The sequence below is a fragment of the uncultured Methanobrevibacter sp. genome (assembly GCF_947170395.1).
Classification (GTDB): Archaea; Methanobacteriota; Methanobacteria; order Methanobacteriales; family Methanobacteriaceae; genus Methanocatella.
The window spans coordinates 27,926-53,204 of record NZ_CAMVTE010000017.1 but is presented as its reverse complement, the minus strand read 5'-3'; the positions used below and the strand labels follow the sequence as shown (position 1 = coordinate 53,204).

Genomic DNA, 25,279 nt, shown 5'->3' with positions numbered 1-25,279 from the left:
TAGTCCGCTGCTTCCAATTGTTCGCTTGCATTATTTTATTGTTAGTAGACTAATATTGAACTTATTTCAAGTGATATATAGTCTAATAATAATTTGGTTAGGTGTTAACAGTTTGGGTGAAAGTAGCACATTATTATAATTTATTTTTCATACTCATTTGTAATAGATAAGTATTGCGGTCATAGCATGGGGGTTATACCTGGTCTCGTTTCGATCCCAGTAGTGAAGTCCTTTTGTGTTTTGTTTGTGTACTATGGTTTTCTATGGGAATTTCATTTCGCTGCAAGCTTTCTCTATTACAATTATTTACTTACTTTTTTATCTGTTTTTTCTTAATTTATCTTACTTAATGGTGATATTGCATAATTTTAGGTGATTTTTTGAATATCAAAGTATTAGATACTACTTTACGTGATGGTGAACAGACTCCGGGTGTTTCTTTAACTTCCAATGAAAAACTGAGGATTGCTACAAAATTGGATGAAATAGGTGTGGATTTTATTGAAGCAGGTTCTGCTATTACTTCTGAAGGTGAAAGACACTCCATTAAAGAAATTGCTAAGCAGGGTTTTACTGCAGAAATATTAAGTTTTTCAAGACCTTTAACCGGGGATATTGATTATTGTATCGAATGTGATGTTGATGCTGTTAATTTGGTTGTTCCAACATCTGATTTGCATATTAGCGATAAACTAAAAACCACTCACAGTGAACTTATTGAGTTATCTAATAATGCTGTTCAATACTGTAAGGATCACGGTCTTACTGTTGAGTTGTCAGCTGAAGATGCTTCAAGAAGCAATGTCGATTTTTTAAAGTCCGTATATAGCAATGCCATTGATTATGGTGTTGATAGGGTTTGTGTTTGTGATACTGTTGGTATATTGACACCTGATTCTTCATTTGAATTATTCAACCAATTAAACGATTTTAATGTTCCAATTGCTTGCCATTGTCATAATGATTTTGGTCTGGCCGTTGCCAATACATTATCTGCCATTAAAGGTGGGGCAACTGAAATCCACACTACAATCAATGGTATAGGTGAGAGGGCAGGAAACACTTCTTTTGAAGAGACTGTTGTCAGTATTGACAGGTTACTTCCTGAATTTTCAACCAACATTAAAATCAATGAGATTTATGATATGTCTAAACTTGTTGCACGTTTGACTGGTGTTTATATTCAACCGAATAAGGCAATTGTTGGTGAAAACGCTTTTGCCCATGAATCCGGAATACATTCGGATGGCATCATTAAAAATTCCGCAACCTATGAACCTATGACCCCGGAACTTGTTGGAAGAAAACGCAAATTTGTCATCGGAAAACATATGGGAACTCATGGTTTAAATAATAGGCTGAAGGAATTGGGATTAAGTGTTGATGACAGTCAGTTAAAGCAAATTTGTGATGACATTAAAGTTTTGGCCGATAAGGGAAAGACAGTTACCGATGTTGATCTTCAGGTCATTGCGGATAATGTTTTGGAAATAAACCATGAAGATAGAATTAAACTTGATGAGGTAACTATAGTTTCAGGAAATAAGGTAATGCCGACAGCTTCCGTTAAGATTACAATTGACGGTGAAGAAATATTGAATGCAGGTGTTGGTTTGGGTCCTGTTGATGCTGCAATCAATGCAATCAAATCTTTGGACATATTTAAGGATATAGACTTAATAGAATATCACGTAGATTCAATTACTGGCGGTACCGATGCTTTTATTGATGTAATAATCAAGCTTCAAAAGGCAGACAAGGTCGTATCTGCCAGAGGTACTGAAGCCGATATTATCAATGCAAGTGTCAAGGCATATATTGCCGGAGTAAACAGGTTGCTTAGGGATTAGTGATTTTATGATTATGGATAATTTACAGATTTTAGGTTTCAGGACAACTATTGCTTCAGTTGGAGATACTTTAAATAAGATTAATGGAATTAAAAAGGACGGAGAAATTATCCAGCTTTTAAATGCCGATGCAGTTGCAGGCACCAATCATATAACTCATGGTGTTAACCAGGCAGTTCTTGCTTTTGAGCGTGGAGAAAATTTGGCTAAAGATATAAGTGTAGAAATAGTTTTGAGATGCTCAGCCCAAAGACAAATTTCCAAGGCTTTTGATGTTTTAGGCCTGAAAGAGGGAGAAATGAATCTTTGTGCAGTTTTAATTAACTGTGGAGATTATACCTCTGAGCTGTCTTCAATTTTTACTTTGGATGAAACTGTTTTGGATGCTAATGAAGAAAAATTAAAAGAAATCTATAAAATCAGTGATGTTGAAACAAAAAACATGTCAGTTGAGGATATTTTAATAGATAGGATTACAAAACTTACTGTAGATTATTAATTTTCAACTCTTCAATTATTCTGTCCAAATTCTCTTTTTCAAGACATTCATAGTCAAGGTTTTTTATTTCAATGCATATTGCTTTTTGTTTTACACGATTATAATTTGGACATGTAGTAATAAATCCGCTTTTGTCAATCGGCAATGACTTTTTCAAATTCCATGAAATTTCCTTCGCATCATCATGCGGAATAATTACATTAACTCCTCTTTTTTTACTATGTAATGTATTGTCAATGCATTTTTTTATGTGCTCCGTTGCATTTAATGTAACTTCCAAATTATCTTTAACATTATCAAGTTCTAAACATATACCACTACATACAATATTATTAGTTTTGCTTAATTTTTGAGGGAGGGATGTGTTTTTAAAAATTTCATCACTGTTGGTTGATATGAATCCTCCGCTTCCCACATTGATTATTTTTGGTGAACCTGTAGATGCAAGAATGATGTCTGAGTATTTTCCATTTCCCAAATTGTTTTCGCTGTCTCCAATTCCTGCTGAAGCGTCTTCAATGGTTGTGATGTTGTTGTTTTTACAATATTTTGAAATGCCTTTGGTATCCTGCTCGCCGCAGTATCCTGCAAAACTTGTAAATATCAGTGCTGAATCATTATTGATGTCAATGTCATCCAAATATTTCGGATTGATAATGCCGTCATCGGTTTTAAGTGTAATCAAATTTTTATTCAGGAATTTTGCAATCTGTTTAAATCCATGCCAACCGCCCTGATCTGGCACTATGACGTCTCCCTTAACTGATGAAAGTGCAATAAAAATGCTGTTGTTGCCGCTGGAGGTTACTTTTGCAAAATCATGTGCTGTTAAACTTTTTATTTTTTCTTCGCATTTTTCCTGAAAATTATCTTCAATTTTGCCTAAAGCAACTTCAGACATGATTTTTCTAGTTTCTTTTGAAGGGGTTTTAAATTTAAACATGTTATCCTCTTTTAAAGTACATATCCAGTGTAGTCTGTTTTGTGTGAAGCATTTCATTCAATAGTGTTCCTTGCTTTACATATCTGTTAATTGGAATTCTTAATTTTTGTCCGGAATATTTCAAACAATCCTCTAATGTTTCAAATTCCAGGTAAGGTCTCATCATCGCTTCCTTGATGTTTTCCCTTACATTAAATACGCCCAGTGGAACATATCCGTCATAAGCCTCTCTTAAAATTATCAGTCCTGATTGCTTTTTGATTTTTAAAAGATAATCCAGAACTGCCATTTTAGCAGTATAATAACATCCTCCAACACGGGAATACTCCTTTTTCCCACCGTTTGTTTCATAATCTGAAAATATCAATTCTTCATTTTTCATTAGTTTGATGAATGCCTCATACCATTCGTATTGCCATTCTGTAGGTGTTAAAATGATTATGTAATAATTGTTCAATGCTCCAAATTCGAATACTCTATAGGTGTCAAGTCTTTCAAATTTCCTGACTTCCTTTAAAAACTCATCAGCAAGCGTTGAATCACATGCTGTAATAGACCAGCGTGTTGGAACAAGTTTTCTTTTGTTTTTTGTTCCGATGGCTCCAACTGAAAATGCCTTTTGCATTGCTGAGAATGGAACATCTTTGTTGTGAAGGTTAACAACTGCATCGGTTGCCTTAAGATCAGTGTCATAAAATGTCTTTTCTAGTTGCCTGTCCCATCTGACTGCATCAATGTCGAATTTCTCAATCACTGCACTTGGTCCATGGGGCATGCTGTCTTCGCTAAGCATTGATCCTGTTGGTCTTTTTCCAAAAGTTGCTTCACTGTCGATTGATTTTGAAGCAAGGGATATGTCCTGAAGTTTTTCAACAAAAGGATTTTCCAAATCATCGATTTTAATTAATTGTTTTCCTCGAACAAGGTTCATTCTATAGTTAATGATTTCATCCTGGGTTTTATTTTGCCCAATCCATGATTCGGGAGAGTCCATAATGTATGTGTCTCCCATTTGGGAGCTCATCATCGGTCCAGCATACACTTTAGGATAGGACCATCTTCCAATAAAAACTGACGGTGGGGTGGTTCCCTCTAAGTTTTTTCCAACATTAACAGATTTCATTTGAATTTGTTCTGTTAATTTTGCAAGATAAGCGTTTTTAGTTGTTTTCATGATATTTAAAAAAAGTAAAAGAAAATACTATTAATTAAAATAGTATTTAACAGAATTCGATGGTTGCTGGTGGTTTGTCACTAACTGAAAGTGCAACATGTGTGACTTCAGAAATTTCGGAAGTAATTCTTTTGGAGATTGTTTGAATCAATTCCCAAGGAAGTTCCGCTACGGATGCGGTCATAGCATCAATGGAGTTAACAATTCTTACAACTACCAAGTATCCGAAGTCTCTTTGGTCTCCTTTAACACCAGTAACTTTGGTATCGGTCAATACAGCAAAGTATTGCCATACTTCTTCGTTAAGTCCTCTTGCTTCAACTTCATCGCAAACGATTTTGTTTGCTTTTCTGCAGATTTCAACATTTTCTCTTGTAAGCGCTCCAACAACACGTACTCCAAGACCCGGTCCTGGGAAAGGTTGTCTGTATACGGTTGTTTTTGGAAGACCCAATTCATCACCGATTTCTCTAACTTCATCCTTGTATAGGTCACGGATTGGTTCGCAGAGTTCCAATTCCATTCCGCTTGGAAGAGCCAAGTTGTGGTGGGATTTGATTTCACCTTTGGTTTCAATCCAGTCTGGCGCAATGGTTCCTTGAACTAAGTATTTAGCTCCGGATTCAATAGCTTCTCTTTCAAATACTTCAATAAATACTCTGCCGATGATTTTTCTTTTTTCTTCAGGATCTTCAACTCCTGCAAGTTGGTCCATAAATTCATCGGAAGCATCGACAAATTTGAAATTCAATCTGTCTTTAAAGGTGTTGGTCACTTGTTCAACTTCACCTTCTCTTAAAAGACCGTGGTCTACAAAAACAGCAGTTAGATTATCTCCGATAGCTTCTTGAACAAGTACGGAACATACTGAACTGTCAACTCCTCCGGATAGTGCAATAATTGCTTTTTCATCACCGATTTGGTCTTTAATTTTTTGAATTGCATCTTCAATAAATTCTTTAGGGCTTAACATTTTATTCCTCATCTTCTTCTTCGTAATCTTCAATAATTTGTTTAATCATGGCTTCAAGACCATTGTCATTTCCAGCTTCAATGGCTTCAATGATATCATCATATTTGACAAATTTTTCGAGTTTTACGGATTTTCCTCCAATTCCAGAAATTCTGAATCCGTATTCTTCATCACCAATTTGTATATTGACGTATTTTCTTTTTAAACCTGCTTTGTTGTCCTGTGCTTTGGTTGCTAAATCTTCAGCATTATCGATCATTATTACACCTGTTTTTGACAAATTTTATAAAAGTTTTCAAAAATTGTTGATCCTTTTGGAGTATGATGCACTTCAGGGTGGAATTGGATTCCATAGATGTCCCTGTCTTTATGTTTAAAGGATTCAACATCACATAAATTGGAACTGGCTAAGATTTCAAAATCTTGAGGGATTTTTGTAACTTCGTCCTTATGGGATGACCAAACATCCATTTCAGGAGCCAGTCCTTCAAATAAGTTTTCATCGTTATTGATATTAATTTTCACTTGAGCATAACTTTCAGTATCGGAAGTCTTGACTTCTCCACCATATGCCTTTGCAATTAATTGGTGGCCTAGACAAATTCCTAAAATCGGAATATCGAAGTGTTTAATGAACTCTTCACTATTTCCTGCACCTTCAAGGGAAGGTCCTCCTCCCAATATTAATCCGATAGGATTTTCAGCTTCAATTTCTTCAACGGATAGGTCATTTGAAACTAATTTGGAAGGAATTTTAAGATATTGTAAACTTCTCTGAATTCTATGATTGTATTGTCCTTTGTTATTGATAACTAAAATTGTCATATTATACTCCATGAAAATATAATGATATTATTTTTGGTTTTTTTATTTATTATAGTTATCTTATAATATGGAAAAAATAGAAAAAGTTTCTTGTAATTGCCTTAAAATTTATATATGATATTTTATAAATGTGAATTACATGGAATTACAAGATTTGATATTTATTATAATTGCTATTTTAGTAGCTGTATTGGTATTGAAAGTATTTATGTGGTTATTACCAGTATTTGTAGTATTGATTATAGCATTTTTTGTTTATATGTTCTTAAAAGAACGTTATGATTATTAACTTTCTTTTAAATCATGGTATGCTGAAGTTGCTGCCACTGCACCTTCACCGCATGCTACAACCCACTGTTTTAGCCCTGCACATACATCACCAATTGCATACACATATTCAATATTAGTTTTTTGCTCTTTATCGGTTATAATATGGCCTGTTTCATCAAGATTGACTCCCAGTTGGCTGGCCAATTCTGTATGTGGGATATAACCGACACTTATGAATACTCCATTTGTTGGAAAATCTTTCAGTTCTCCGGTTTGTGTGTCTTTAAGGGTAACTGATTCAACAAGCATTTCTCCTTTTATTTCTTCAACGGTTGCATTGAGAATTGTGTCGATTCCTTCCTGTTTAATCAGGTCCTGCAAGTGTTTTTGGGCTCTGAATTCATCTCTTCTGTGAATCAATGTTACGTTTGCTCCAAGGTTTTTAAGATATATTGCCTCCTGAAGGGCACTGTTTCCACCGCCCACCATGACGATGTCACGGCCTGCAAAGAAAAATCCGTCACATGTGGCACAGTAACTGACTCCTTTTCCTTTGTATTCCTCTTCGCCTTTTGCATTGAGGTGTCTGTGGGAGCTGCCGGTTGCTAAAATAACTGTTTTAGTTTGATATTCGTCCTTGTTGGTTTTAACAGTGAATCTGTATTCATCATCGTTTTTGGTAATTTTTTCAACGTTTTCCATTTCGTGCAACTCACAGTTTTTGGTTGCCTGGGCTTTCATTTTTTCTATTAGCTCCAAACCTGAGATGCTTTCAAAACCTGGATAATTTTCCATTTCCGGAACTTCTCTGCCAATTCCTCCTGCAAGGTCACGGTCAATGATAAGGGTTTTTGTTCCTTGACGTCCTGCATAGATTCCGGCTGTAAGGCCTCCTGGACCGGCACCTATAATAATAATGTCATATCTGTTCATGTTAAAACCTCAAAATAATATTTGGATTTAATTTGATTTAAATTAAATCCTTGATTGCTTCTTTAACGTCTCCTAAGTCTTCGGTTGGTTCGAATCTGCGAACAACATTTCCTTCACGGTCAACTAAAAACTTGGTGAAGTTCCATTTGATGTCATTGTTGTCTTTGTAGTGTCTGTCCACTGCTTTTAATACTAATTTTAATTTGGTAGCGCCTTTTCCTGTGATTTCTTTAAATGGTTGTTCATTTTTAAGGTATTCATATAACGGATCGGCATTTTCACCATTAACATCAATTTTTTCAAAGATTGAATATGGCACTAACCATTTGTTGCGGCAGACTTCAGCGATTTCTTCAGTTGTTCCCGGTGCCTGACCTCCAAATTGGTTGCATGGGAAATCTAGGATTTCAAATCCTTCGTCTTTAAATTCAGCATAAATTTCGTTTAATTCGGTGTATTGTGGTGTGAATCCGCATTTGGTTGCTGAATTTACAATTAATAGTACTTTGTCTTTGTATTGGGAAAGTGAAACTGTGTTTCCGTCTCCATCTTTTACTTCAAAATCATATATTGACATTGTCTATACCTCTTTAATTCATTAAAGACTTAACTAAGTTAAGACTTATTATAATATTTCATAGTTGAGTATATAAAAGTTTTGGTTATCCTAAATTTACAGATTCTTTGATTAATTCATACAGGTTTTGTTTAAATTCAAAATATTGCTCGTTGGTGAAATTTTTGGTCAAATCTCTTTCCCATCCGCATGTTATGACATTAATTTTATCAAAAACCTCTTCTCCTTTATCTGTTAGGGAGAGAATATTTCTACTTTTGTTCTCTTTGTCCTTTGTTTTTTTAACAAGATCCTTTTTAACCAATTTCTTAACCATTTTTGCCACATTTGCCTCGGAAACATATAATATTTCTGCCAGTTGTCTTTGTGAGATTGATGGAAAATATTTGATGTTATAAATGTATGTCAACTCCCCATGTGTTATCTCTACATCTTTTAATTTTTTCACCAGATAATCATTGTAACTTAATAGGATGTATTCCATATAAAGGTTTGTTGGCGTGAGCAGAATCCTATCGTTTTTCCAGTTAATGTCTTCCATAAAATCACCTAATTTACTTATTATTTTAATGGATAACTTATTTAACATTTTTGTGCAAGAATTCTTCGGACTCTTTAAGCAGGAGATGTTCAATAGACTTGTCCCCCATTTTTCAATATTGCTACCTTTATATCTTATATTAAATATGTTTTTGAAATGGGGTTTCAATAAAAAAAGAAGTTTAAGAAATCTCTGGGAGATTTCTATAATAATTTTTGAATTTCTTCACGCACGATTTTATTAACTACGCCACCATCAGCCTTTCCTTTAAGCTGTTTCATGCACATTCCCATTAAAGGTCCCATTGCACCCATCTGACGTTCTTTTACCATCGCTTCATTGTCTGATACAATACCTGCAATGATTTTTTTAACGTCATCTTCGCTAAGCATAGTTAAGTTGTTTTTCTCTGCAATTTCTTCAATGTCAACATCAGGAGTTTTGATTGTTTCAATTGCAAGTTTTCTCACACTGTCCTTTGCAATTTTACCGTCTGCCAGGAGTGTAAAAATACCTTTGAAGTGATCCAATGTTATTGCATTAACATCAAATCCTTCCCTTTTAATTTCTCTTAAATCATATGCAAGAAGTGAAGCTACAGGTGTTGCATCTACTTTAACATCAGCCAATATATCTTCAAATGTATCTGCAACTTGTCTTTTAACCAGCTGTGATGCCAAATCTTCACTTAATTTGTATTCTTCAATGATTCTTGCTTGTTTTACATCAGGCAGTTCAGGCAGGTTATTTGCAATTGGTTCAACTCTGTCTGAAGTAATTTTGAATAAAGGAATGTCGGTTTCAAGATACATTCTGTTTGCAGTTGGAAGAGGTCTCATGTATTCGGTATTTCCATCATCCAATGCTTTTCTTGTTTCTTCAACAACACCTTCAAGACCTAAATTGGCTCTTCTTTTAACTTCTTCCAAAGCGGAAATAGCTATATCTTCATCATGAGCAACAATAATGAATGCATCATCATCACCAATGTCTAAATGTTGTTTTACTCTGTCAACTTCATCCTGTGTGATTCCATAAGCTGGAAGTTCATCAGAATGGAAAATACCTGAAACTCCACGTTTTTTAGCATAACTTGCAATTTCAGTTCCAAATCTTCTGCCCGGTTGCACTTCCAAACCGATTAATCCGTTGAAACCTTTCAAAACAACTGCTTTGATTGTTTCGGCGGATTTTAATATTTTTGATTCGGTGTCTTCAAACAAATCATCAAGAGTATGGATTTCTTCTAAAACTTTTGCATTTCTTTTTTCAAGCTCTTCTTTGATGTCTATTAAAACCAATTGTCTTTTGACTTCACGTTCAACGATTTCACTCATCAAATCCAAGTCCTGAACCCCTTTAATTTCTACACGAGCACCTTTTGCAATAGAAATGTTTAAATCCTGTCTGATTGTACCGAGTCCTCTTTTCACATTGGTACTTCTTAAAATTTGACCAAGCATATATGCGACTTCACGAACTTGAGCAGGATCGTGCATTGAAGGGTCTGTGGTAATTTCTGCAAGAGGAATACCTAATCTGTCTAGTCTGAATTCAGTAAATCCGTCTTTGGTTTCAACTCTTCTGGCTGCATCCTCTTCAAGACCCAGGCTTTCGATAACTACTCTACCATAAGGGGTGTCAAGGTATCCATCGGTTGCAACCATTCCGGTTCTTTGAAATCCTCCGGTGTTACTTCCGTCAATAACCTGTTTTCTCATGGTGTGGAATTCATCAACAATGTGCATATTCATTAAGCATGCAATGGTAATACAAATGTCTAGAGCTTCCTCATTTAAACTGTGAGGTGGTTCATCGTCGTTTTCAACAAGACAGGTGTGTTTTTCAAAGTTTTCATATTTGAAATTAAGTCCTCTTAAAGACTCTTGAAGAGCTGCTCTGTCTATTTCACCAAGTTCTGATTGTGTTGGCCTTAATTTTCTTTGAACAAGTTCTGTGTAATCATCATCAACAAGTTCTGTTTTACATGGACAGAATAATTTGTGTTGACTGTTTAATTGTTGGTGAATTTCAAGTCCCATTTTTAATCCTAATTCATTGTAATCCATATTAACCGCTCCTTAATTCAAGAAATCCTTAATTGAGGATTTTTCTGAAAATTCACCTGCAATATTTGTTTGCATAATTTCATTAACTTCTTCTCTTACATCACTTTGGCCTAATGCCCAACATAATTTGACATAGGTGGTTTCAGGAGTCATGTCTATTCCTGAAATCACTCCCGCATCAATAATATTACGTCCGGTTGAGTAAACATTCATGTTAACTCTTCCATAAAGGCATTGTGAGGTCATGATTATTGGGATATTTTCATCTTTTGCTCTTTTGAATGAATCAATTAGGTCATTTGGAACATGTCCAAGCCCTGTTCCTTCAATGACAATACCTTTATAACCTTTGTCAATGTGATATTCAATATAATCTGCAGAAATGCCAGGGAAACTTTTGATAAATCCAACTTTTTCTTCAATTGAGGTATTTAATTCAAGTTCATTTTCCCCTCTTTTGGTATAGTTATAGTCAGGATTGATGTTGACTTTCTTATTTTGGATTTTAGCTATTGGTTGAGCATTTATGCTTCTAAAAGTATCTCTTCTGGAAGTATGCATTTTCCTGACTTTTGTTCCTTTGTGCAGGTATGTGTATTCATCATTCAAACTTCCGTGCATGCAGACGCAGACTTCTGCAATGTCTGATTTCGCTGCAACCACTGAATCGATTAGGTTAATGTTAGCATCACTTGAAGGTCTGTCTGAACTTCTTTGAGCTCCAGTAATTATGATTGGTACTGGTGTCTTTAACATGAAACTTAATGCGGCTGAGGTATAATGCATTGTATCGGTACCATGAGCTATTACAACTCCGTCAGCACCATTGGAAATGTCGTTTGCGATTTCTTCAGCAGCCTTAACCCAGTATTCAGGTTTCATGTCTTCACTTAAAATATTATATAATGCTTTAACATTGTAATTGGCATAATCTAATAGTTCAGGGTTAGCTTTTACAAGATCTGATGCAGTAAATGCCGGGTGTACAGCTCCGGTTCGGTAATCAATAACGGATGATACTGTACCTCCAGTGGATACAATTGAAATATTTTGTTTGGAGGAGTCATGTGGGATTTCACTTTCTCCAAATCCAATTTTTGGTTTATCACCTTTTTCAAGAAGTTCGGCAGTAGTATTTTCAATAGCTACTCCTATATTATATCCACTTGATAATTTTAAAACCAAATAGCCATCGTCTGCATCTTCTGGCCTATCAAGTAAAATACCAGTATAAGAGATGTCTTCTTTATTGACTTTAATGGTGTCTCCTATACCTAAATTGTAATTTTCTATATATTTTTTAGCATTTTCTTTATATGTCATTAAATCACACTATGAATTGTTTTTCAACCATTCTGCTCCGGCTTTTAGAACTTCAATATTCACATCAATTACTTTTGGTTTTGATGCAAACATTTCACGAATGGCATTTTCATATGATTCACGTTTTAAAACATCACCTAATTCGGTCAATGCTCCTAAAAGTGCGGTGTTAGCAGTTCTTGCATTTCCATGCTCTTCTGCAATGTCTACGCAAGGCATTGCAATAACTTTAACGTCCCTATCGGTTTCGAATTCACCGATTTTTGCATCGTAAAGAATTACTCCTCCTTCTTTAACATCCTGTGAGAACTGTTCTAGGGATGGTTTGTTTAAAGCAATAAGAATGTCAATGTCATCAACAACAGGAGTTCCTATTGTTTCATTAGAAATAACTACAGAACAATTGGATTTTCCACCTCTCTGTTCTGGTCCGTAACTAGGATACCATGATACATGTTTTCCTTCAGCACATGCTGCCTGAGCTATTGTTAATCCTGCACTTAAAACTCCCTGACCGCCGAAACCTGAAACTTTAATGCTTAATGGTTTTATGTCATCATCAACATAGCCTGAATCCTCGCCTCTTGAAACGTTGAATATCTTATCAAGGGATTCAGTTGAAAAGTCACTTGCAGGCCTTTTGACTGGTTCTTTTGTGTATAAGTTATTTCTGAAGTTTTTGACTGGAAATTCCTTTTCCATCTGTTCTTCAATAAATTTTTGAGCACTTGCAACGTCTTGTTTTAAGTTGGTTGGGCAAGGTGATAATACTTCAACGAATGAATAACCTTTTCCTTCTTTTTGAACAGTTAAAGCCTGTTTAATAGCATATTTGGCAAGTCTAATCTTTAAAGGATTGGCAAGAGAAACCCTTTCAATAAACACTGGTGCTTTTAATGTATTAATTAATTCACACATGTGTGTAGGGTGTCCTGCATAGTCAGGATCTCTTCCAGTTTGACAAGTAACTGTTTTTTCTCCAATTAATGTGGTTGGAGCCATTTGACCCCCAGTCATTCCGTAAACTGTATTGTTCACGAAAAATACTGCAATTTTTTCTCCACGGTTTGCTGCCTGTAAAGTTTCATTTAATCCGATGGAAGCTAAATCTCCATCTCCTTGATAACTCATAACAATTGCATTATCTTCAGCTCTTGAAATACCGGTAGCTACTGCAGGTGCTCTACCGTGTGCAGTCTGGAAATTTCCACAGTTAAAGTAGAAATATGCATATACTGAACATCCTACCGGAGAAATCATAACACAACGTTCTTGTATTCCAAGTTCATCCATACATTCTGCAATTAATTTATGTAAAATTCCATGTCCACAACCGGCGCAATAGTGTGTTGATTGAATATTTGTTCCTTTTCTAGGATATTCTTCTAAAAGGGATTGTGGATTTCTACGTACTTTCAATTCATAATCTTTATTAATCTCTTCACTCATTTTTTCCACATCCTCAATCAATTATATTTGGACTGGCCTTTTCCTCACTTCTTTTTGAAGTGTCTATAGTCTCATCTTCAAATCCTGCAATTTCATAGATTTTTGCAAGAACATGTTTTAGCTCAATGAGGTTACCACCCATTCTGTTTACAAGGTAGGTATCTTCTTTTCTGAGTGCTGCAAATTGCACGTCGGCCAGCAGCTGACCGTTACTCATTTCAACTGAAATGAAGCTAATTCCTTTATCGGACAGTTCTTTGACTCTGTCAACAGGGAATGGGGATAAAGTAATCGGTCTTAAAAGTCCAACTTTCAGGCCATTTTCACGGCTTTTGTCAACTGCAGATCTTGCAATACGGCTGCTGATACCATATGAAACCAAAACGATTTCAGCATCTTCAACCATATATTCCTCAACAATAACTTCTTCCTGCTCAATTTGAGCATATTTTTCCTGGAGTTTGTAGTTGAAGTCTTCTAATTCATTAAAATCGTTATAAATGGAAGTAATGAGGTTTTCCATAGTTTCTTTAGTACCTTTTACGGCCCAATCCTTATCGTTTTTAGGTTCGATAGCTTTTTCAGGGAATACTAACGGTTCGGCCATTTGTCCTAAAGTACCGTCAGCCAAAACCACCACGGGGTTTCTCCATTTATCGGCAAGTTCAAATGCTTTCATGGTCAAATCACACATTTCCTGAACGCTATTTGGTGCTAAAACTATGTTTTTATAGTTTCCGTGACCTCCGCCTTTAACAACCTGATTGTAGTCTCCCTGTTCAGGTCCGATATTTCCAAGTCCCGGTCCGGCCCTCATGATGTCCACAATAACTGCAGGCAATTCAGCACCTGCAAGGAAAGTAAATCCTTCCTGCATTAAACTGATTCCAGGTCCTGATGATGAAGTCATAACTCTGTGGCCGGTACCTGATGCACCGTAAACCATATTGATTGATGCCTCTTCACTTTCAGCCTGAACAAAGTTTCTTCCAACCATCGGGAAGTATTTTGATGCTTCATGTAAAATTTCACTTGCAGGAGTAATTGGGTATCCAAAGAAACAATCGCAACCTGCATACATTGCACCAATGATTACGGCGGTATTTCCTTTAACCATTTGATTACTCATTTAGTTTCCCCCTTTATTAGCTACTTTAGCTTTAATCATCTTTGCAACATCATCATTAGCTATATTTTTAATTTGATGTACTTCAAGTGCTAATGGTTCCGGACAGGTAAAGTAACAGTCTTTACATCCTGTACAACCATTTCCACTATAAACTGCGAATTGATATCCTGCGTCGTTCATGTCCTGTGAAAGTACTATTGCATTTTGAGGACATCCCACTATACATCTCATACAGCCTTTGCAAAGCTCTTCATTAATAACTGGATAAGATATCTCTTCTATCATTATATCATCTAATTAATTTTCTTTTGGTCTTTTTCTCTTATTTCAACTCTCCTTGTTTTACCGCTGATGGTTTCAGGAAGTTCTTTCACATATTCCACCATCCTTGGGTATTTATAAGGGGCTGTAACTTTTTTCACATGATTCTGAATGTCTTTTGTTAAGGATTCTGATGGTTCAACGTCAGGTTGTAAAACGATACTTGCTTTTACAATTTGACCTCTCACTTCATCAGGATAAGCGGTAATTGCACAGTGACGGACTGCCTGGTGTGAAAGCACTGCACTTTCTACTTCATACGGTCCGATACGGTAACCTGAAGATTTGATTATATCATCGTTTCTTCCTACAAAGTGAACGTATCCGTCTTCATCCACCCATGCGGTATCTCCGCAGTGGTAGTATCCGTCATGGACTTGCTGTGCCTGTTTTACAGGATCTTTATAGTATTCCTTGAATAATCCTGGTGGAATACCTTCAGTAATGTCAAAACAAAGTTCTCCTTCATCACCGAACTCTACAGGATTGTCTTCTTCATCCAATAATTTTAATTTGTAGAGTGGGGAAGGTTTACCTATGGATCCTATTTTGGCATCTAGCCAAATGAATGTTCCAATGGATAATGTTGTTTCGGTTTGTCCAAATCCTTCCTTAATTCTCAAACCTGACAGGTCATAGAATCTTTCAGACACTTCCGGAGGAAGAGGTTCGCCTGCTGTTGCAACATATTTTAAATTTGAAAAGTCATATCCTTCAATCTGTTCTTTGATTAGGAATCTGTAAACGGTTGGAGGTGCACAGAAAGTATCTACCTTGTGCTCGATGATTTTTTCAAGTAATTTAATTCCATTGAACCTTACATAATCATAAATAAATATTGCAGTTCCGGCAATCCACTGACCGTAAAGGTTTCCCCATACTGCCTTTCCCCATCCGGTATCTGATGCTGTATGGTGGACTCCGTCCTCCACAACATTCTGCCAGTATTTTGCAGTTGGAATATGTCCTAAGGCATATGTGTGTTTGTGAGCAACCATTTTTGGAAGTCCGCTTGTTCCGGATGTGAAGTAAATTAGGAACACTTCGTCAGCTAACGGGTTTTCGTCTCCGGTTGGCCTTTCATATATAGGACTTTCTTCTTCAATGGCCTTGTTGAAGTTTATCCATCCGTCCCTGTCGGTTTCAATTACCATTTTCTTCAAATCGATGTCCAATTCTTTTTCAGCGGCTTCATAATCCGGAAGTAATGAGTCTTCTTCAACAGTGATTATTGCTTTAACTTCAGCGTTTCTTAATCTGAAATCAATGTCATGAAGTTTTAACATGTGGGTTGCAGGAATGGCTATTGCTCCAAGTTTATGTAATGCAACCATACAAATCCACCATTCGTATCGGTTTTTTAATGTAAGCATTACTTTATCGCCTTTTTTAATTCCTAATCTTTTTAATAGATTAACAGTTTTATTTGAGTATTCTTTCATGTCTTTGAATGTGAAAGTGTGTTCTTCCTCATCATTAGTCCATATTAAAGCAATTTTATCCGGATCTATTTCTGCATATTTGTCTACCACATCAAATCCGAAGTTAAAATCATCTTCAAATTTTAATTTAAAATTATTGAAAAAATCTTCATAAGAGTCAAAATCCACTCTCTCTACAAAATCTCCTATTACTGATGTCATGTGATTATCTCCTGTAAGTATTATATGATTACTGCTAAAAATTTAGCGGGTTTATTGTTAAGCGCTACCATTGCATGTTTATGTGTTGAATCGAAAAATATGCAATCTCCTTCGTTTAATATGATTTCATTATTGTGTATGTATATTTTTAATGAACCTTCTAAAACGTAATTAAATTCCTGTCCTGGATGTGAATTAAGTGAAGGTATTGGATTTTTTTCTGGATCCACAGTTACTAAAAATGTTTCCGCTTGTTTGTGAATAAATTTTGAACATAAGTTTTCATGAGTATATTCTTTACTCCTGTCAATTGAAACTCCTTTGTTTGCACGAGTAACATCAAAAATACTCATTCTGCTTTCTTCGCCAGTTAGTAATAATCCTAAATCAACTTTAAAAATGTGTGCAAGTTCGTACAGGAAGCTTGCAGGGATGTCTATCTCTCCATTTTCATATTGGATATAAGTTTCTTCTTTAATATTCAAGTTTTCAGCAATTTCTTTAATGGTAATGTCTGAAAGTTCTCTCAATTCTCTAATTCTATTTCCAATATTTTTGTTGTATTCGTTCATTAATAAACACCTATTTTTCTAATTGATTTCAATATGTATAATATAATATTATAACATATCATAATTTTTAAATTTAGAATTATATAAACTTTATTAAAAATCGTGATAATTCGTTATAAATTTTCAAAACAAAAAATTTTTAGACTTAGATATTTTAGGAATAACATTGGAAAGTTTTAAATATTACAAACTATAATTCTAATTTATTTGAATATCTTAAGGAGATTATAAAATGGCATCTAATGAGATAGGTACAAATGTTATTTTTAAAAAACAATTGGGTTTAAATTATGAAATAGACCAAAAATATGTCGGATTAAAAATGAAAGAAAATAATATTTTATCTTTTAATTTTAGAGTTCCTGGTGCTTTAAAGGATGAAGTTGAAGCATATTTCAAAAGATTCAAATTAGGTGAACCAATACTTGTTGATATTGGTGGAACTGGTGATATTCGCTGTGATTTTAAGGGTCTTTCTCCAGTTTTAAAAAATAAGGATGAATTTGATCAGTATTTTATCTCAGCAACTTTACAGGAAGATAAGCAATACGATCCTATCGAAGAAGAAAAATGTGAAACCTGTAGTGGATGCGGATTCCACTAACTTTTTTAATTTTTAACTAAATCTTTTTTTCAGAATTGAAGTTTCCTGAATTATATATTTGATTAACAATACCATTGCTATCAGCACAATAATTGTTGCCGGAATCAGCCAAGGCAGTTGTCCGACAATATAGTCGATTTCAGTAAATTCAAGTATTGTAGCAACCACATTGTTAATGAAGTGAACGCTCATTGGCACAAGTATATTGTCTGTTTTTGCATATAGTATGCACATGCATATTCCAAACAGAAATGCGCTTGTAATGCCTCCGAAATCATGTCCGATTCCAAATATAAATGATGAAATGAGCATTGCAGGAACCAATCCTATTCTAATTTTCAGTCTGTTGAAAAAAACTCCTCTAAATATCAGTTCTTCAAGAACGGGTGCATAAAATATTGTTCCAATGGCACTTAAAAGGAATGCTCCTGCTGAAATGTCAACCGAATCGATGTCAAAACCGGTAACCCAGGTCGGGTCATAAAATCCAATAATCAAATCCAGTCCTGAAACCAAACAGGTAAATATGAATGCAAAAATGATGTTGATTGCAAACACATAAAGTATTTCATTTCGCCTATCTGGTGTAAATAACTCTTCAAAATTCTTTGAATGGCCTTCACTATTTCTTAAAGCCCAAATAAAAAAGACTAATATAAAAGATAATATTACAATAAAAAATACGTCATCGTTCTCCCATACTATTGGAAAAATAATCCCCAGTATTGCAGTAAGAATTATGCTGATTATAATTCCAACAGCCAGTTCTCTGAGTTTTATTGTCCTTAGGCGAATATTAAAATCCTTAACGCTTTGATCCATATTTTTCCCCTACAATATGGTTTTAAACCAGTTCACTGTTTCCTGGAGCTGGTTTTCAAAATCACTTGAATCAACTTTAAAATTAATTTTTTCCATTTTTGAAATGTCTGCAAGTGAATGTTTTATATCTCCCTGTCTTGTCGGCAGATATTTGGGTTCAACATCACTTTCAAGAGTAGTTTTAACGACTTCATATAGTTGATTGATGCTTATCTTTTCACCGGATGCAACATTGATAATTCCATTGTAATCTGATTTTGCGGCATTGATGTTTGCTTTAACAACATCATCAATGTAGACAAAATCTCTGGTCTGTTCGCCGTCTCCGTAAATTTCAGGTTGTTTGCCTTCAAGAAGGGCACTGATGAAATTTGGAATTACAGCAGCATACTGGGAATTCTTGTCCTGTCCAGGACCAAATACGTTGAAGTATCTCAGTGCTGTGTAATTTAAACCGTAACTGTCATAAAATGAGTTTAAGTATAGCTCACAGCTTGCCTTGGATGCCGCATATGGGGACATAGGCATTGGCTGTTCGGTTTCCTTTAATGGCATATTTTTGTTTTGCCCATAAACAGATGATGAAGATGAAAAAATAACTTTTTTAACATTGTTGTCCGCCGAGGACTTTAATAGTTTAACGGTGGCATTGAGGTTTATGTCGCTGCATTCAACAGGTTTGTCGATGCTTAATGGCACGCTTGCCATGGCTGCAAGATGAAAAATGTAATCTATATTTGATGTAATATCATCCAAATCAGCATCACGAATGTCTTTTATAATTAGTTTTAAATTTTCATCAGAAGGGTTTTTTAAGTTATTGATATTACCAGTGGATAAATCATCCAATATAATAACTTCATTGTCCTTTAATAACTCATTTGCAATATGTGAACCAATAAATCCAAGCCCACCGGTTATTAAAATATTTTTATTCTTCATAAGCCACCAATAAGTAATTTAATTTATGTTAAACTAATTAATAATTATTTTTAAGTAACAACATTTATATATTTTTATATAATATAATTATTATTTAAGAGGAGTCTAATAATATGTTTGATTTGGTGTATAATACCATATTTTTTGCTTCTTATGGCAATATTTTTGGATTAAGCAACATAACAATTTGTTCATTTGATGTGTTATTAGCTTATATTGTAACTATAATTGTTTCAATCATTGTTGCATTAGTTTTGAAAATTCCGTTATTGCCTAGCAAACCATATAGGTATTCTTTTGATGTAAGTGCATTATATCCGACTCCAATAATTGCTATTGGTATTTTTTCAATATTTCTAGTTTTGAATTATACTTTCATGTATAACGGACTTGTTTTGGCTGTTGTTATTGGGGTTTTATCTGCATTATTTGTGAAATATTTATTCGATTTTGTATTTCCAAAGCCTCTAGATGAAGATAAAGGAGAGGATATTTAATGAATGAAGTAATTGGAATTATAATTGCTGCAATTCTCTGTTGGTTGAATTTTGTAATTGTTGATACATATTTCGGACTTCCCGAACAGCCTGGAGTTAGAGGAGCCAGGATAATTGGAGAAAATGTCGAAAAAAGAGGGGGAGATATTGCTGGCGGATTTTTCCAAGGAAACATTGTATGTTCTCCTGATGCATCTGCCGGTACTTTAATAGCTTCTATTGGATATCTGCTTTTAGGAATTCCTGGAGGAATTATTGCTGCATTTTTAGTATTTATCGGAAATAGGTTATGTGCAGATCCAGGGTATGCCGGAACTGTTGGAAGCCTGACAGCTACAGTTATAATATTTATCTGTTCATTTTTAGGATTCACACCTGAAATGTTTATTGTAGGTATGGTTATTGCAATATTGACCGTTCAAGGTCTTGACCATAAAAGAGCTTCAATTGTTTTAGGCAAAATAGCCGATAAATTCAATAGGCATGCTTGAGAGTGGTAATATGTATGTTGAAATAATTGGTGTTATAGTCGTATTTGTAGCATTGAGGGCATTAATAACTAAAAACAGGGCTGAAAGATTATTGTACATTAATGTTATCGGATTTGGAGTTTCAGCTTTAATTGCTTTAGTGATTAATACTCCGTTTGCACTTGTAGTTGCTGCAGCATTCTTTATTTGTTCTACAATTAGTGCAAATGCTATTGCATATACATTAAATCGACTGGATGACGAAATACTGTTGGAGTGAGGTATTAAAATGGAATTTTTAGTATCAGTAATTGCAATAGCTTTGATGGTTATCGGTGCATTCGGTATAATATTTCTTAAAAAACCTTTGGATAAGGTAATAATGTTTACAATACTTGATGCAGGGTTCGTTTTAGTCGTTGTTTTATTTAAATATTTGGATGTTGCAATGTTTGCAGCATTGATTGATCCATTATCCACTTTAGTATTTATTTTGGCTATTGTGAAAATTAATGAAATCAGAAAAAAGAAGCTAGAAAGTGGTGAGATTCATGATTAGTGTGCCTTTATTCTTTTATTTTGGAATATTTCTAGCTATTGTAGGCAGTATTGCTACTGCATGGGGTCCCGGAGTAAATGACCCTATTGTAAGGACATTCAATACGGAAGTGGCATCAATAGGTGTCTGTTTGGTATTGTTATGTTATAATCATGTTTTAGCATTATTGACATTGCTTGCAACAACTGTTGTAATTACTTTAATCTTATTTAGAGCTATCATTCGCTTGGAAGAAATGGGGGCAGATGTATGAGAATAGGAGTTTTATGGAATAAACTTGCTGACCCTAAAAACGTTCCTCGTTTATTTGCATTTTGTTTAGGTGTAATTTTAATCATAGGTTTAATTGTGCCTATGGCATTAAATCCAGATCAATTATATGTTAGACCAGCACCTCAAGAGCAAATTGATGAAGGATTGGCTATAGCTCCTTATGATAGGGGTGGAGAAGTTTTAACCCAAGCGGGAATTATTAATCCTCAATATCCGGATAACGCTGCCAGTCTGGGAATGATTACTGGTTATATGTCACCGTTGGCACAGTGGGTGTCTTCGGTTTCACCATACTTCGGTACATCAATTTATTCATCCCCTGGCGGACTTATAGATGAAATTCTGTATTATACAAGAGGTTTCGATACAATATTGGAATCCAGTATACTGATGATGGCATTCATCATTGCTTCATGGTTATCCGTAAATTATACTATGAATCGTAAAAACGATGAAAAGGAAATAAAAGAGGATGTTAAAAAAGCCATTTCAGATTCTGCAAAAGTGGCTATGGAAGTGAAAGTAAACGATGCCAAGGCAAGGTCAAAACAATTAAGGAGGGATAACTGATGGTATTTATGCCTCTGTATGTTCCTGAAGCATTCATTTCAATGTATTTGCCTGCCATTTATGCCGGTTTGATTGTAGGATTCATTGCAACTATGGCAATCGCATTGAAAAGAGAGGAAATTCATATTCTTATACTGACTGATTTGGTTGGTCTTGCTATGATTTTTGTCGTTTCTGCTGTTGGAACTGATTTGGCTGAAGCGTTAATATTGCCAGGTCTGGTAGTAGAGCTTGCTGAAACCCTGGCGATTTCTGAAATTTTACTTACACGTGAAATGCGTAAGATAGAACAGGATCCTAGAAGAAATCTTTCCAAGTTCTCTTCCTTGTTCCCACAACCCTTTGCATTAAATATGGAGATATTGAATACTGCTCCAAATTTCATTGCATTGGTGTTAATAGGTTACGGTATTTTCTTAACCGGATTTACTGGTGGTGCAGTAGCTGGTGGAGGAATTGTATTATATGCATTATCTAAAAAAGCAAGAGGACTTCCAGTATTGATGTTGGATGGTATAGCTGGAGTTTCTGGTATTGCATGGTGTTTATGGATTATAGGTTTCTTATTGTTCTTTGTAGCACCTCAATATTGGTTATTGAGTTTGTTCTTGGCCGCTTGTGGATTATTATTAAAAGTAGCTTCAAAAGTTGGTTTGATTGGACTGCTTATGAGAGAGGACATTGATAAGGAGTAGGTGATGAGTATGGATATTGCTACACTTGGAGGAAATTTATTCGGAACAATTCCGCTTGGAGATATTGTATTGTACTTGACACCATTTAACTTGTTCCTTTTCGCTGTGTTGCTTGGATTTACATTGCTGATTGCATTAAGTAAAACAGAAACACAGGTGGAAGCTACATTACACACTTTGGATAATACTGAAGTTAAAGTAGGTAAAAAAGAGTTTAAACAAAGAAGATTCCTGTCAATAATCTGCGGTATTGCATCTGCAGGTGCCATGATTACTGGAGATTTGTTTAACTTCACATTATTTATGGCTTTGGTTGGTATTCTAAATATTGGTATTGTATCAGCTGTAAAACAGACCAGCGTATTGAATTCAGCATTCAATTATGGTTTGATAGCTATGATGTGCAGTCTGCCATTGTTTGGTGGAGCGGCAATTATTCTTGCAGCTACCGGAACATTGTCCCTGGCTGTTTTATCTCAAATGCCTGCCAGTCCGATGGTGGTCTTTGGTGCGGTACTGATGTTAATAGGAATTTTAGGTGAAAGTGGAGTGGCACCGTTTTTCGCAAGTAAGGCGGAAATGTTCAGGACTGCCGGTTCTCCATTCATTGTAATCATTCACTTAAGTTCATTATTTATTATTGTAAGAGCTGTTGAAATTTTATTATTGGTATTGTGGTAAGTGGTGAGTATGGATAGTCAAAAAAGTTTATATATAGTATTATTGGCATTATCAACAATAGCCATTCTTGCTTGTCTGGTAATCGACTTTGAAGCATGGATTGTTTATGCTGTGGCTATATTTGGTATTCCATTATGGGTATTATCTTTAGGTTTATTGACAATGGCTAAACCAGCCCCTGAAGATGCTGAAGAAAGGGTGAAAGAACCATTTACTGGGTATTAGCGTGGTATTATGAATTTAATGGCGGAAATTTTAATTCAGGTTATTATTGCATTTCTAGCGGGAAGTTTGCTTCTAGGTTTGCATAGAAAAGTTATGGCACGTGTTCAAAAACGTCCGGGGCCACCTATTGTCCAGAATCTGATACACTCTTTGAAGTTTTTCTTTAAGGAAACTGCAATTCCAAAAACTGTTTCAAAAGTATTTTATATTGGCATTACATTTATATTGGCTTTAATTTGGATTGTTGGGGTCATTGCAGGACCTGTGGCTCATGATTCATTATTGATATTGTTTGGTGTTTATGCTGTTTACAAGATTGTTGAGCATAATTCAGGATCAAGTTCAGGTTCTCCATATGGTAAATTAAGTTGTGTAAGGGCAGTTTTATCAGCTGCGACTGAACTTCCTTTATTTGCTGCTATCGTATTCGTTTATCTGATAACCGGTACAATGAATATTGGGGAGATTATCACTTACCAGTCAGTTCATGGTCCGTTGATATTTACAATTCCACTAGCAGCTTTAATGTTTTTCATGTTGATTATTACCAAATCTCCTTATTCTCCGTTTGCAATAACCAAGGATAAGGTTTTAATTTCAGGATTTGAAACTGAGCATTTCGGTTTGCTGAGAGGATTCATGCATTTTTCAGAAGCCATTGCATGGTATGTTATGCTTTGGGTATTTTTAACCATATTCTTCGGACCGCTGAATGCCGTAGGATATCTGATTGGAATGCTTGCAATCACATTCATCACAGGATTTATTAATGCCGTTACTCCTATTTTCAGTCCGAATCATTCAGTCATGACTCAAATTACTATAGGAGCTGTTTGCTTCTTTGGAACTATATTAATGATATTTACTGGAGTGGTTGCATGAACAGTGAAGATGTAATTGTTTATTTCACAGCGTTAGTTGCTATTGGCATAATAGTTGTTGGCCTTTTAACAACCTTTTTACATTCAACTATAATCGCTCCAATAGTGATTGTCGGTATTGTCCTGGCAATATTTGTATTGCTGGCTAAAGGCAATTTTGCACACAAAATCGAAAGTATAGAGAAAATATGTTTTATAATAACATTTATAGCAATAGTTTGCTCATTCATATTGCTTTATAAACCGATGTAGGGGATATTATGTTAGATTATATGATTTATATACTCGCATTTGTTGTCGGATCCATTGTTGGTCTTGTATACAGTTACAAACAGCATGGTGAACCATTTGTTGCTGATGCTAAATTCAACGTTGTTGCAGCAGTAATTGCAATTGCGGGATGGGTATTGGCATTCAATTCAGGCAATGTTATCTTATCTGCTATTGGTTTTGTTTTAGGCGGTTTTGTAATGGGTGAACGACCAGGATACGGTAGAAAAGAAACTGCTTTAGGTTTGATAATAGCAATAATTGCATATTTGTTATTAAAATTTTACGGTATGATGTGATTTGAATGGATAGTGAGTCTAAATTGAGATTGATGCAAAAAAGAATAATAAAAAGTTATGCCTGGCAAAGGGATATCATAGTTCCACTTTCCGAGGAATTCGATTGTACTGTTGATGAGCTGGAAGAGGTATTCTTTGATTTATTGGATATGGATTCTCTTGAAAATATGCATGGCACTTTCGAATCAGCCAAAGATATATGTCTTTATCAAAAATTAAATGCTGATTTGAGACTATGCTGGTTTAATGGTACTTTAGAGTTAATATCCAATGAAGAAGCAAAAGAACTCAAAATGAATGCATTGAATGAGATTAAAAATGGAAAATCTTATGAAGATGCCTTAAAAGAAGGAAAATTAGCGTTATTTGATTTATTAAAGGAAAAAACTAAAATTTAATC

The 25,279-nt window shown here is 35.0% G+C and carries 33 protein-coding genes and 1 rRNA gene; 17 read left to right on the top strand and 17 right to left on the bottom strand.

The features are described from left to right. The first annotated feature begins 171 nt into the window (after positions 1 to 171). From rrf to cgi121, 3 genes are all read left to right on the top strand, one after another. A 5S ribosomal RNA gene (gene rrf / locus Q0W04_RS06235) occupies positions 172 to 289 on the top strand. A 91-nt stretch (positions 290 to 380) separates the two neighbouring features. Beyond that, entirely contained in the window at positions 381 to 1,850 is a 1,470-nt protein-coding gene (locus Q0W04_RS06230; protein WP_298501268.1) for a (R)-citramalate synthase, read from the top strand. A 13-nt stretch (positions 1,851 to 1,863) separates the two neighbouring features. After that, positions 1,864 to 2,349, top strand: a complete 486-nt coding sequence (gene cgi121 / locus Q0W04_RS06225; protein ID WP_298501267.1) for a KEOPS complex subunit Cgi121 — start codon at positions 1,864 to 1,866, stop codon at positions 2,347 to 2,349. On the opposite strand, the gene Q0W04_RS06220 is transcribed toward cgi121, so the two are convergent. The 15 genes from Q0W04_RS06220 to Q0W04_RS06150 form a co-directional block, all read right to left on the bottom strand. Continuing rightward, positions 2,333 to 3,292 carry a DegT/DnrJ/EryC1/StrS family aminotransferase gene (locus Q0W04_RS06220; protein WP_298501266.1) on the bottom strand — a complete coding sequence of 320 codons (960 nt, stop codon included), beginning with the start codon at positions 3,290 to 3,292 and terminating at the stop codon, positions 2,333 to 2,335. The genes cgi121 and Q0W04_RS06220 overlap by 17 nt on opposite strands. A 1-nt stretch (position 3,293) precedes the next feature. Further along, a complete protein-coding gene (locus tag Q0W04_RS06215; protein ID WP_298501265.1) occupies positions 3,294 to 4,466 on the bottom strand; it encodes a hypothetical protein in 1,173 nt (390 codons plus the stop codon). A 46-nt stretch (positions 4,467 to 4,512) separates the two neighbouring features. Next, complete coding sequence (gene guaA / locus Q0W04_RS06210; protein WP_298501264.1) at positions 4,513 to 5,439, bottom strand: glutamine-hydrolyzing GMP synthase; 927 nt, start codon at positions 5,437 to 5,439, stop codon at positions 4,513 to 4,515. A 1-nt stretch (position 5,440) separates the two neighbouring features. After that, positions 5,441 to 5,698, bottom strand: a complete 258-nt coding sequence (locus Q0W04_RS06205; RefSeq protein ID WP_298501263.1) for a hypothetical protein — start codon at positions 5,696 to 5,698, stop codon at positions 5,441 to 5,443. A 2-nt stretch (positions 5,699 to 5,700) separates the two neighbouring features. After that, entirely contained in the window at positions 5,701 to 6,264 is a 564-nt protein-coding gene (locus Q0W04_RS06200) for a GMP synthase subunit A (protein WP_298501262.1), read from the bottom strand. 285 nt (positions 6,265 to 6,549) lie between these two features. Further along, positions 6,550 to 7,467 (bottom strand): thioredoxin-disulfide reductase, encoded by a 918-nt coding sequence (gene trxB / locus Q0W04_RS06195; protein ID WP_298501261.1) that lies wholly within the window; start codon positions 7,465 to 7,467, stop codon positions 6,550 to 6,552. 37 nt (positions 7,468 to 7,504) lie between these two features. Then, positions 7,505 to 8,044: a glutathione peroxidase gene (locus Q0W04_RS06190; protein WP_298501260.1), complete on the bottom strand. Its 540-nt coding sequence runs from the start codon at positions 8,042 to 8,044 to the stop codon at positions 7,505 to 7,507. Between the two features lie 85 nt (positions 8,045 to 8,129). Then, positions 8,130 to 8,585 (bottom strand): MarR family winged helix-turn-helix transcriptional regulator, encoded by a 456-nt coding sequence (locus tag Q0W04_RS06185; protein ID WP_298501259.1) that lies wholly within the window; start codon positions 8,583 to 8,585, stop codon positions 8,130 to 8,132. A 203-nt stretch (positions 8,586 to 8,788) separates the two neighbouring features. Then, complete coding sequence (gene gatE, locus Q0W04_RS06180) at positions 8,789 to 10,654, bottom strand: Glu-tRNA(Gln) amidotransferase subunit GatE (RefSeq protein WP_298501258.1); 1,866 nt, start codon at positions 10,652 to 10,654, stop codon at positions 8,789 to 8,791. 12 nt (positions 10,655 to 10,666) lie between these two features. After that, the gene (gene gatD, locus Q0W04_RS06175) at positions 10,667 to 11,977 is read right to left on the bottom strand and encodes a Glu-tRNA(Gln) amidotransferase subunit GatD (protein WP_298501257.1); all 1,311 of its coding nucleotides are present in this window, start codon (positions 11,975 to 11,977) and stop codon (positions 10,667 to 10,669) included. A gap of 9 nt (positions 11,978 to 11,986) precedes the next feature. Beyond that, entirely contained in the window at positions 11,987 to 13,426 is a 1,440-nt protein-coding gene (locus Q0W04_RS06170) for a 2-oxoacid:acceptor oxidoreductase family protein (protein WP_298501256.1), read from the bottom strand. Between the two features lie 13 nt (positions 13,427 to 13,439). Further along, complete coding sequence (locus Q0W04_RS06165; RefSeq protein WP_298501255.1) at positions 13,440 to 14,555, bottom strand: 3-methyl-2-oxobutanoate dehydrogenase subunit VorB; 1,116 nt, start codon at positions 14,553 to 14,555, stop codon at positions 13,440 to 13,442. After that, positions 14,556 to 14,840 (bottom strand): 4Fe-4S dicluster domain-containing protein, encoded by a 285-nt coding sequence (locus tag Q0W04_RS06160; RefSeq protein WP_298501254.1) that lies wholly within the window; start codon positions 14,838 to 14,840, stop codon positions 14,556 to 14,558. Between the two features lie 8 nt (positions 14,841 to 14,848). Beyond that, positions 14,849 to 16,519 carry an AMP-binding protein gene (locus Q0W04_RS06155; protein ID WP_298501253.1) on the bottom strand — a complete coding sequence of 557 codons (1,671 nt, stop codon included), beginning with the start codon at positions 16,517 to 16,519 and terminating at the stop codon, positions 14,849 to 14,851. 20 nt (positions 16,520 to 16,539) lie between these two features. Beyond that, positions 16,540 to 17,091 carry a helix-turn-helix domain-containing protein gene (locus tag Q0W04_RS06150; RefSeq protein ID WP_298501252.1) on the bottom strand — a complete coding sequence of 184 codons (552 nt, stop codon included), beginning with the start codon at positions 17,089 to 17,091 and terminating at the stop codon, positions 16,540 to 16,542. Positions 17,092 to 17,323: 232 nt separating this feature from the next. Between Q0W04_RS06150 and Q0W04_RS06145 the strand changes: the two genes are divergently transcribed. Beyond that, positions 17,324 to 17,695, top strand: a complete 372-nt coding sequence (locus tag Q0W04_RS06145; protein WP_298501251.1) for a hypothetical protein — start codon at positions 17,324 to 17,326, stop codon at positions 17,693 to 17,695. A 12-nt stretch (positions 17,696 to 17,707) separates the two neighbouring features. On the opposite strand, the gene Q0W04_RS06140 is transcribed toward Q0W04_RS06145, so the two are convergent. Then, entirely contained in the window at positions 17,708 to 18,517 is an 810-nt protein-coding gene (locus tag Q0W04_RS06140) for a CPBP family intramembrane glutamic endopeptidase (RefSeq protein WP_298501250.1), read from the bottom strand. A 9-nt stretch (positions 18,518 to 18,526) separates the two neighbouring features. Beyond that, entirely contained in the window at positions 18,527 to 19,459 is a 933-nt protein-coding gene (locus Q0W04_RS06135) for an NAD-dependent epimerase/dehydratase family protein (protein ID WP_298501249.1), read from the bottom strand. Positions 19,460 to 19,572: 113 nt separating this feature from the next. On the opposite strand from Q0W04_RS06135, the gene ehaA reads away from it, so the two are divergent. Genes ehaA through Q0W04_RS06070 form a run of 13 tightly spaced genes read left to right on the top strand, consistent with a single transcriptional unit; the run spans position 19,573 to position 25,277 of the window. Next, entirely contained in the window at positions 19,573 to 19,956 is a 384-nt protein-coding gene (gene ehaA, locus Q0W04_RS06130; RefSeq protein WP_298501248.1) for an energy-converting NiFe hydrogenase A subunit EhaA, read from the top strand. Further along, positions 19,956 to 20,447, top strand: a complete 492-nt coding sequence (locus Q0W04_RS06125; RefSeq protein WP_298501247.1) for a hypothetical protein — start codon at positions 19,956 to 19,958, stop codon at positions 20,445 to 20,447. Before ehaA ends, Q0W04_RS06125 begins: the two co-directional genes overlap by 1 nt. A gap of 10 nt (positions 20,448 to 20,457) precedes the next feature. Further along, positions 20,458 to 20,706 (top strand): DUF2109 domain-containing protein, encoded by a 249-nt coding sequence (locus Q0W04_RS06120; protein WP_298501246.1) that lies wholly within the window; start codon positions 20,458 to 20,460, stop codon positions 20,704 to 20,706. Positions 20,707 to 20,715: 9 nt separating this feature from the next. Beyond that, positions 20,716 to 20,985, top strand: a complete 270-nt coding sequence (locus tag Q0W04_RS06115) for an EhaD family protein (protein WP_298501245.1) — start codon at positions 20,716 to 20,718, stop codon at positions 20,983 to 20,985. After that, a complete protein-coding gene (locus Q0W04_RS06110; RefSeq protein ID WP_296882901.1) occupies positions 20,978 to 21,238 on the top strand; it encodes a DUF2107 family protein in 261 nt (86 codons plus the stop codon). The genes Q0W04_RS06115 and Q0W04_RS06110 overlap by 8 nt, the downstream gene beginning before the upstream one ends. Next, positions 21,235 to 21,828 (top strand): EhaF family protein, encoded by a 594-nt coding sequence (locus tag Q0W04_RS06105; protein WP_298501244.1) that lies wholly within the window; start codon positions 21,235 to 21,237, stop codon positions 21,826 to 21,828. Before Q0W04_RS06110 ends, Q0W04_RS06105 begins: the two co-directional genes overlap by 4 nt. After that, positions 21,828 to 22,523, top strand: coding sequence for an EhaG family protein (locus Q0W04_RS06100; protein ID WP_298501243.1), 696 nt, complete (start codon positions 21,828 to 21,830; stop codon positions 22,521 to 22,523). Before Q0W04_RS06105 ends, Q0W04_RS06100 begins: the two co-directional genes overlap by 1 nt. A gap of 9 nt (positions 22,524 to 22,532) precedes the next feature. After that, entirely contained in the window at positions 22,533 to 23,204 is a 672-nt protein-coding gene (locus Q0W04_RS06095; protein WP_298501242.1) for a hypothetical protein, read from the top strand. 9 nt (positions 23,205 to 23,213) lie between these two features. Next, entirely contained in the window at positions 23,214 to 23,429 is a 216-nt protein-coding gene (locus Q0W04_RS06090; protein ID WP_298501241.1) for a DUF788 domain-containing protein, read from the top strand. 9 nt (positions 23,430 to 23,438) lie between these two features. Next, the gene (locus Q0W04_RS06085) at positions 23,439 to 24,311 is read left to right on the top strand and encodes a respiratory chain complex I subunit 1 family protein (protein ID WP_298501240.1); all 873 of its coding nucleotides are present in this window, start codon (positions 23,439 to 23,441) and stop codon (positions 24,309 to 24,311) included. Further along, positions 24,308 to 24,562 carry a hypothetical protein gene (locus Q0W04_RS06080; protein WP_298501239.1) on the top strand — a complete coding sequence of 85 codons (255 nt, stop codon included), beginning with the start codon at positions 24,308 to 24,310 and terminating at the stop codon, positions 24,560 to 24,562. The genes Q0W04_RS06085 and Q0W04_RS06080 overlap by 4 nt, the downstream gene beginning before the upstream one ends. 8 nt (positions 24,563 to 24,570) lie before the next feature. Next, positions 24,571 to 24,879 carry an energy-converting hydrogenase subunit EhaL family protein gene (locus Q0W04_RS06075; protein ID WP_298501238.1) on the top strand — a complete coding sequence of 103 codons (309 nt, stop codon included), beginning with the start codon at positions 24,571 to 24,573 and terminating at the stop codon, positions 24,877 to 24,879. A gap of 5 nt (positions 24,880 to 24,884) precedes the next feature. Beyond that, positions 24,885 to 25,277 carry a DUF1959 family protein gene (locus Q0W04_RS06070; protein ID WP_298501237.1) on the top strand — a complete coding sequence of 131 codons (393 nt, stop codon included), beginning with the start codon at positions 24,885 to 24,887 and terminating at the stop codon, positions 25,275 to 25,277. Positions 25,278 to 25,279 lie beyond the last annotated feature (2 nt).

Bases quoted from the DNA above. Each gene is read 5' to 3' on its own strand.
- Q0W04_RS06215 (WP_298501265.1), bottom strand. From the start codon at position 4,466: ATGAAAACAACTAAAAACGCTTATCTTGCAAAATTAACAGAACAAATT.
- Q0W04_RS06135 (WP_298501249.1), bottom strand. From the start codon at position 19,459: ATGAAGAATAAAAATATTTTAATAACCGGTGGGCTTGGATTTATTGGT.
- Q0W04_RS06205 (WP_298501263.1), bottom strand. From the start codon at position 5,698: ATGATCGATAATGCTGAAGATTTAGCAACCAAAGCACAGGACAACAAA.
- Q0W04_RS06070 (WP_298501237.1), top strand. From the start codon at position 24,885: ATGGATAGTGAGTCTAAATTGAGATTGATGCAAAAAAGAATAATAAAA.
- Q0W04_RS06115 (WP_298501245.1), top strand. From the start codon at position 20,716: ATGGAATTTTTAGTATCAGTAATTGCAATAGCTTTGATGGTTATCGGT.
- Q0W04_RS06140 (WP_298501250.1), bottom strand. From the start codon at position 18,517: ATGGATCAAAGCGTTAAGGATTTTAATATTCGCCTAAGGACAATAAAA.
- Q0W04_RS06200 (WP_298501262.1), bottom strand. From the start codon at position 6,264: ATGACAATTTTAGTTATCAATAACAAAGGACAATACAATCATAGAATT.
- Q0W04_RS06190 (WP_298501260.1), bottom strand. From the start codon at position 8,044: ATGTCAATATATGATTTTGAAGTAAAAGATGGAGACGGAAACACAGTT.
- Q0W04_RS06150 (WP_298501252.1), bottom strand. From the start codon at position 17,091: ATGAACGAATACAACAAAAATATTGGAAATAGAATTAGAGAATTGAGA.
- Q0W04_RS06220 (WP_298501266.1), bottom strand. From the start codon at position 3,292: ATGTTTAAATTTAAAACCCCTTCAAAAGAAACTAGAAAAATCATGTCT.
- Q0W04_RS06185 (WP_298501259.1), bottom strand. From the start codon at position 8,585: ATGGAAGACATTAACTGGAAAAACGATAGGATTCTGCTCACGCCAACA.
- Q0W04_RS06165 (WP_298501255.1), bottom strand. From the start codon at position 14,555: ATGAGTAATCAAATGGTTAAAGGAAATACCGCCGTAATCATTGGTGCA.
- Q0W04_RS06105 (WP_298501244.1), top strand. From the start codon at position 21,235: ATGAGAATAGGAGTTTTATGGAATAAACTTGCTGACCCTAAAAACGTT.
- Q0W04_RS06120 (WP_298501246.1), top strand. From the start codon at position 20,458: ATGTATGTTGAAATAATTGGTGTTATAGTCGTATTTGTAGCATTGAGG.
- Q0W04_RS06125 (WP_298501247.1), top strand. From the start codon at position 19,956: ATGAATGAAGTAATTGGAATTATAATTGCTGCAATTCTCTGTTGGTTG.
- Q0W04_RS06100 (WP_298501243.1), top strand. From the start codon at position 21,828: ATGGTATTTATGCCTCTGTATGTTCCTGAAGCATTCATTTCAATGTAT.
- trxB (WP_298501261.1), bottom strand. From the start codon at position 7,467: ATGAACAGATATGACATTATTATTATAGGTGCCGGTCCAGGAGGCCTT.
- Q0W04_RS06085 (WP_298501240.1), top strand. From the start codon at position 23,439: ATGAATTTAATGGCGGAAATTTTAATTCAGGTTATTATTGCATTTCTA.
- Q0W04_RS06095 (WP_298501242.1), top strand. From the start codon at position 22,533: ATGGATATTGCTACACTTGGAGGAAATTTATTCGGAACAATTCCGCTT.
- Q0W04_RS06075 (WP_298501238.1), top strand. From the start codon at position 24,571: ATGTTAGATTATATGATTTATATACTCGCATTTGTTGTCGGATCCATT.
- Q0W04_RS06155 (WP_298501253.1), bottom strand. From the start codon at position 16,519: ATGACATCAGTAATAGGAGATTTTGTAGAGAGAGTGGATTTTGACTCT.
- cgi121 (WP_298501267.1), top strand. From the start codon at position 1,864: ATGGATAATTTACAGATTTTAGGTTTCAGGACAACTATTGCTTCAGTT.
- gatD (WP_298501257.1), bottom strand. From the start codon at position 11,977: ATGACATATAAAGAAAATGCTAAAAAATATATAGAAAATTACAATTTA.
- Q0W04_RS06145 (WP_298501251.1), top strand. From the start codon at position 17,324: ATGGCATCTAATGAGATAGGTACAAATGTTATTTTTAAAAAACAATTG.
- Q0W04_RS06080 (WP_298501239.1), top strand. From the start codon at position 24,308: ATGAACAGTGAAGATGTAATTGTTTATTTCACAGCGTTAGTTGCTATT.
- ehaA (WP_298501248.1), top strand. From the start codon at position 19,573: ATGTTTGATTTGGTGTATAATACCATATTTTTTGCTTCTTATGGCAAT.
- Q0W04_RS06160 (WP_298501254.1), bottom strand. From the start codon at position 14,840: ATGATAGAAGAGATATCTTATCCAGTTATTAATGAAGAGCTTTGCAAA.
- Q0W04_RS06090 (WP_298501241.1), top strand. From the start codon at position 23,214: ATGGATAGTCAAAAAAGTTTATATATAGTATTATTGGCATTATCAACA.
- gatE (WP_298501258.1), bottom strand. From the start codon at position 10,654: ATGGATTACAATGAATTAGGATTAAAAATGGGACTTGAAATTCACCAA.
- guaA (WP_298501264.1), bottom strand. From the start codon at position 5,439: ATGTTAAGCCCTAAAGAATTTATTGAAGATGCAATTCAAAAAATTAAA.
- Q0W04_RS06170 (WP_298501256.1), bottom strand. From the start codon at position 13,426: ATGAGTGAAGAGATTAATAAAGATTATGAATTGAAAGTACGTAGAAAT.
- Q0W04_RS06110 (WP_296882901.1), top strand. From the start codon at position 20,978: ATGATTAGTGTGCCTTTATTCTTTTATTTTGGAATATTTCTAGCTATT.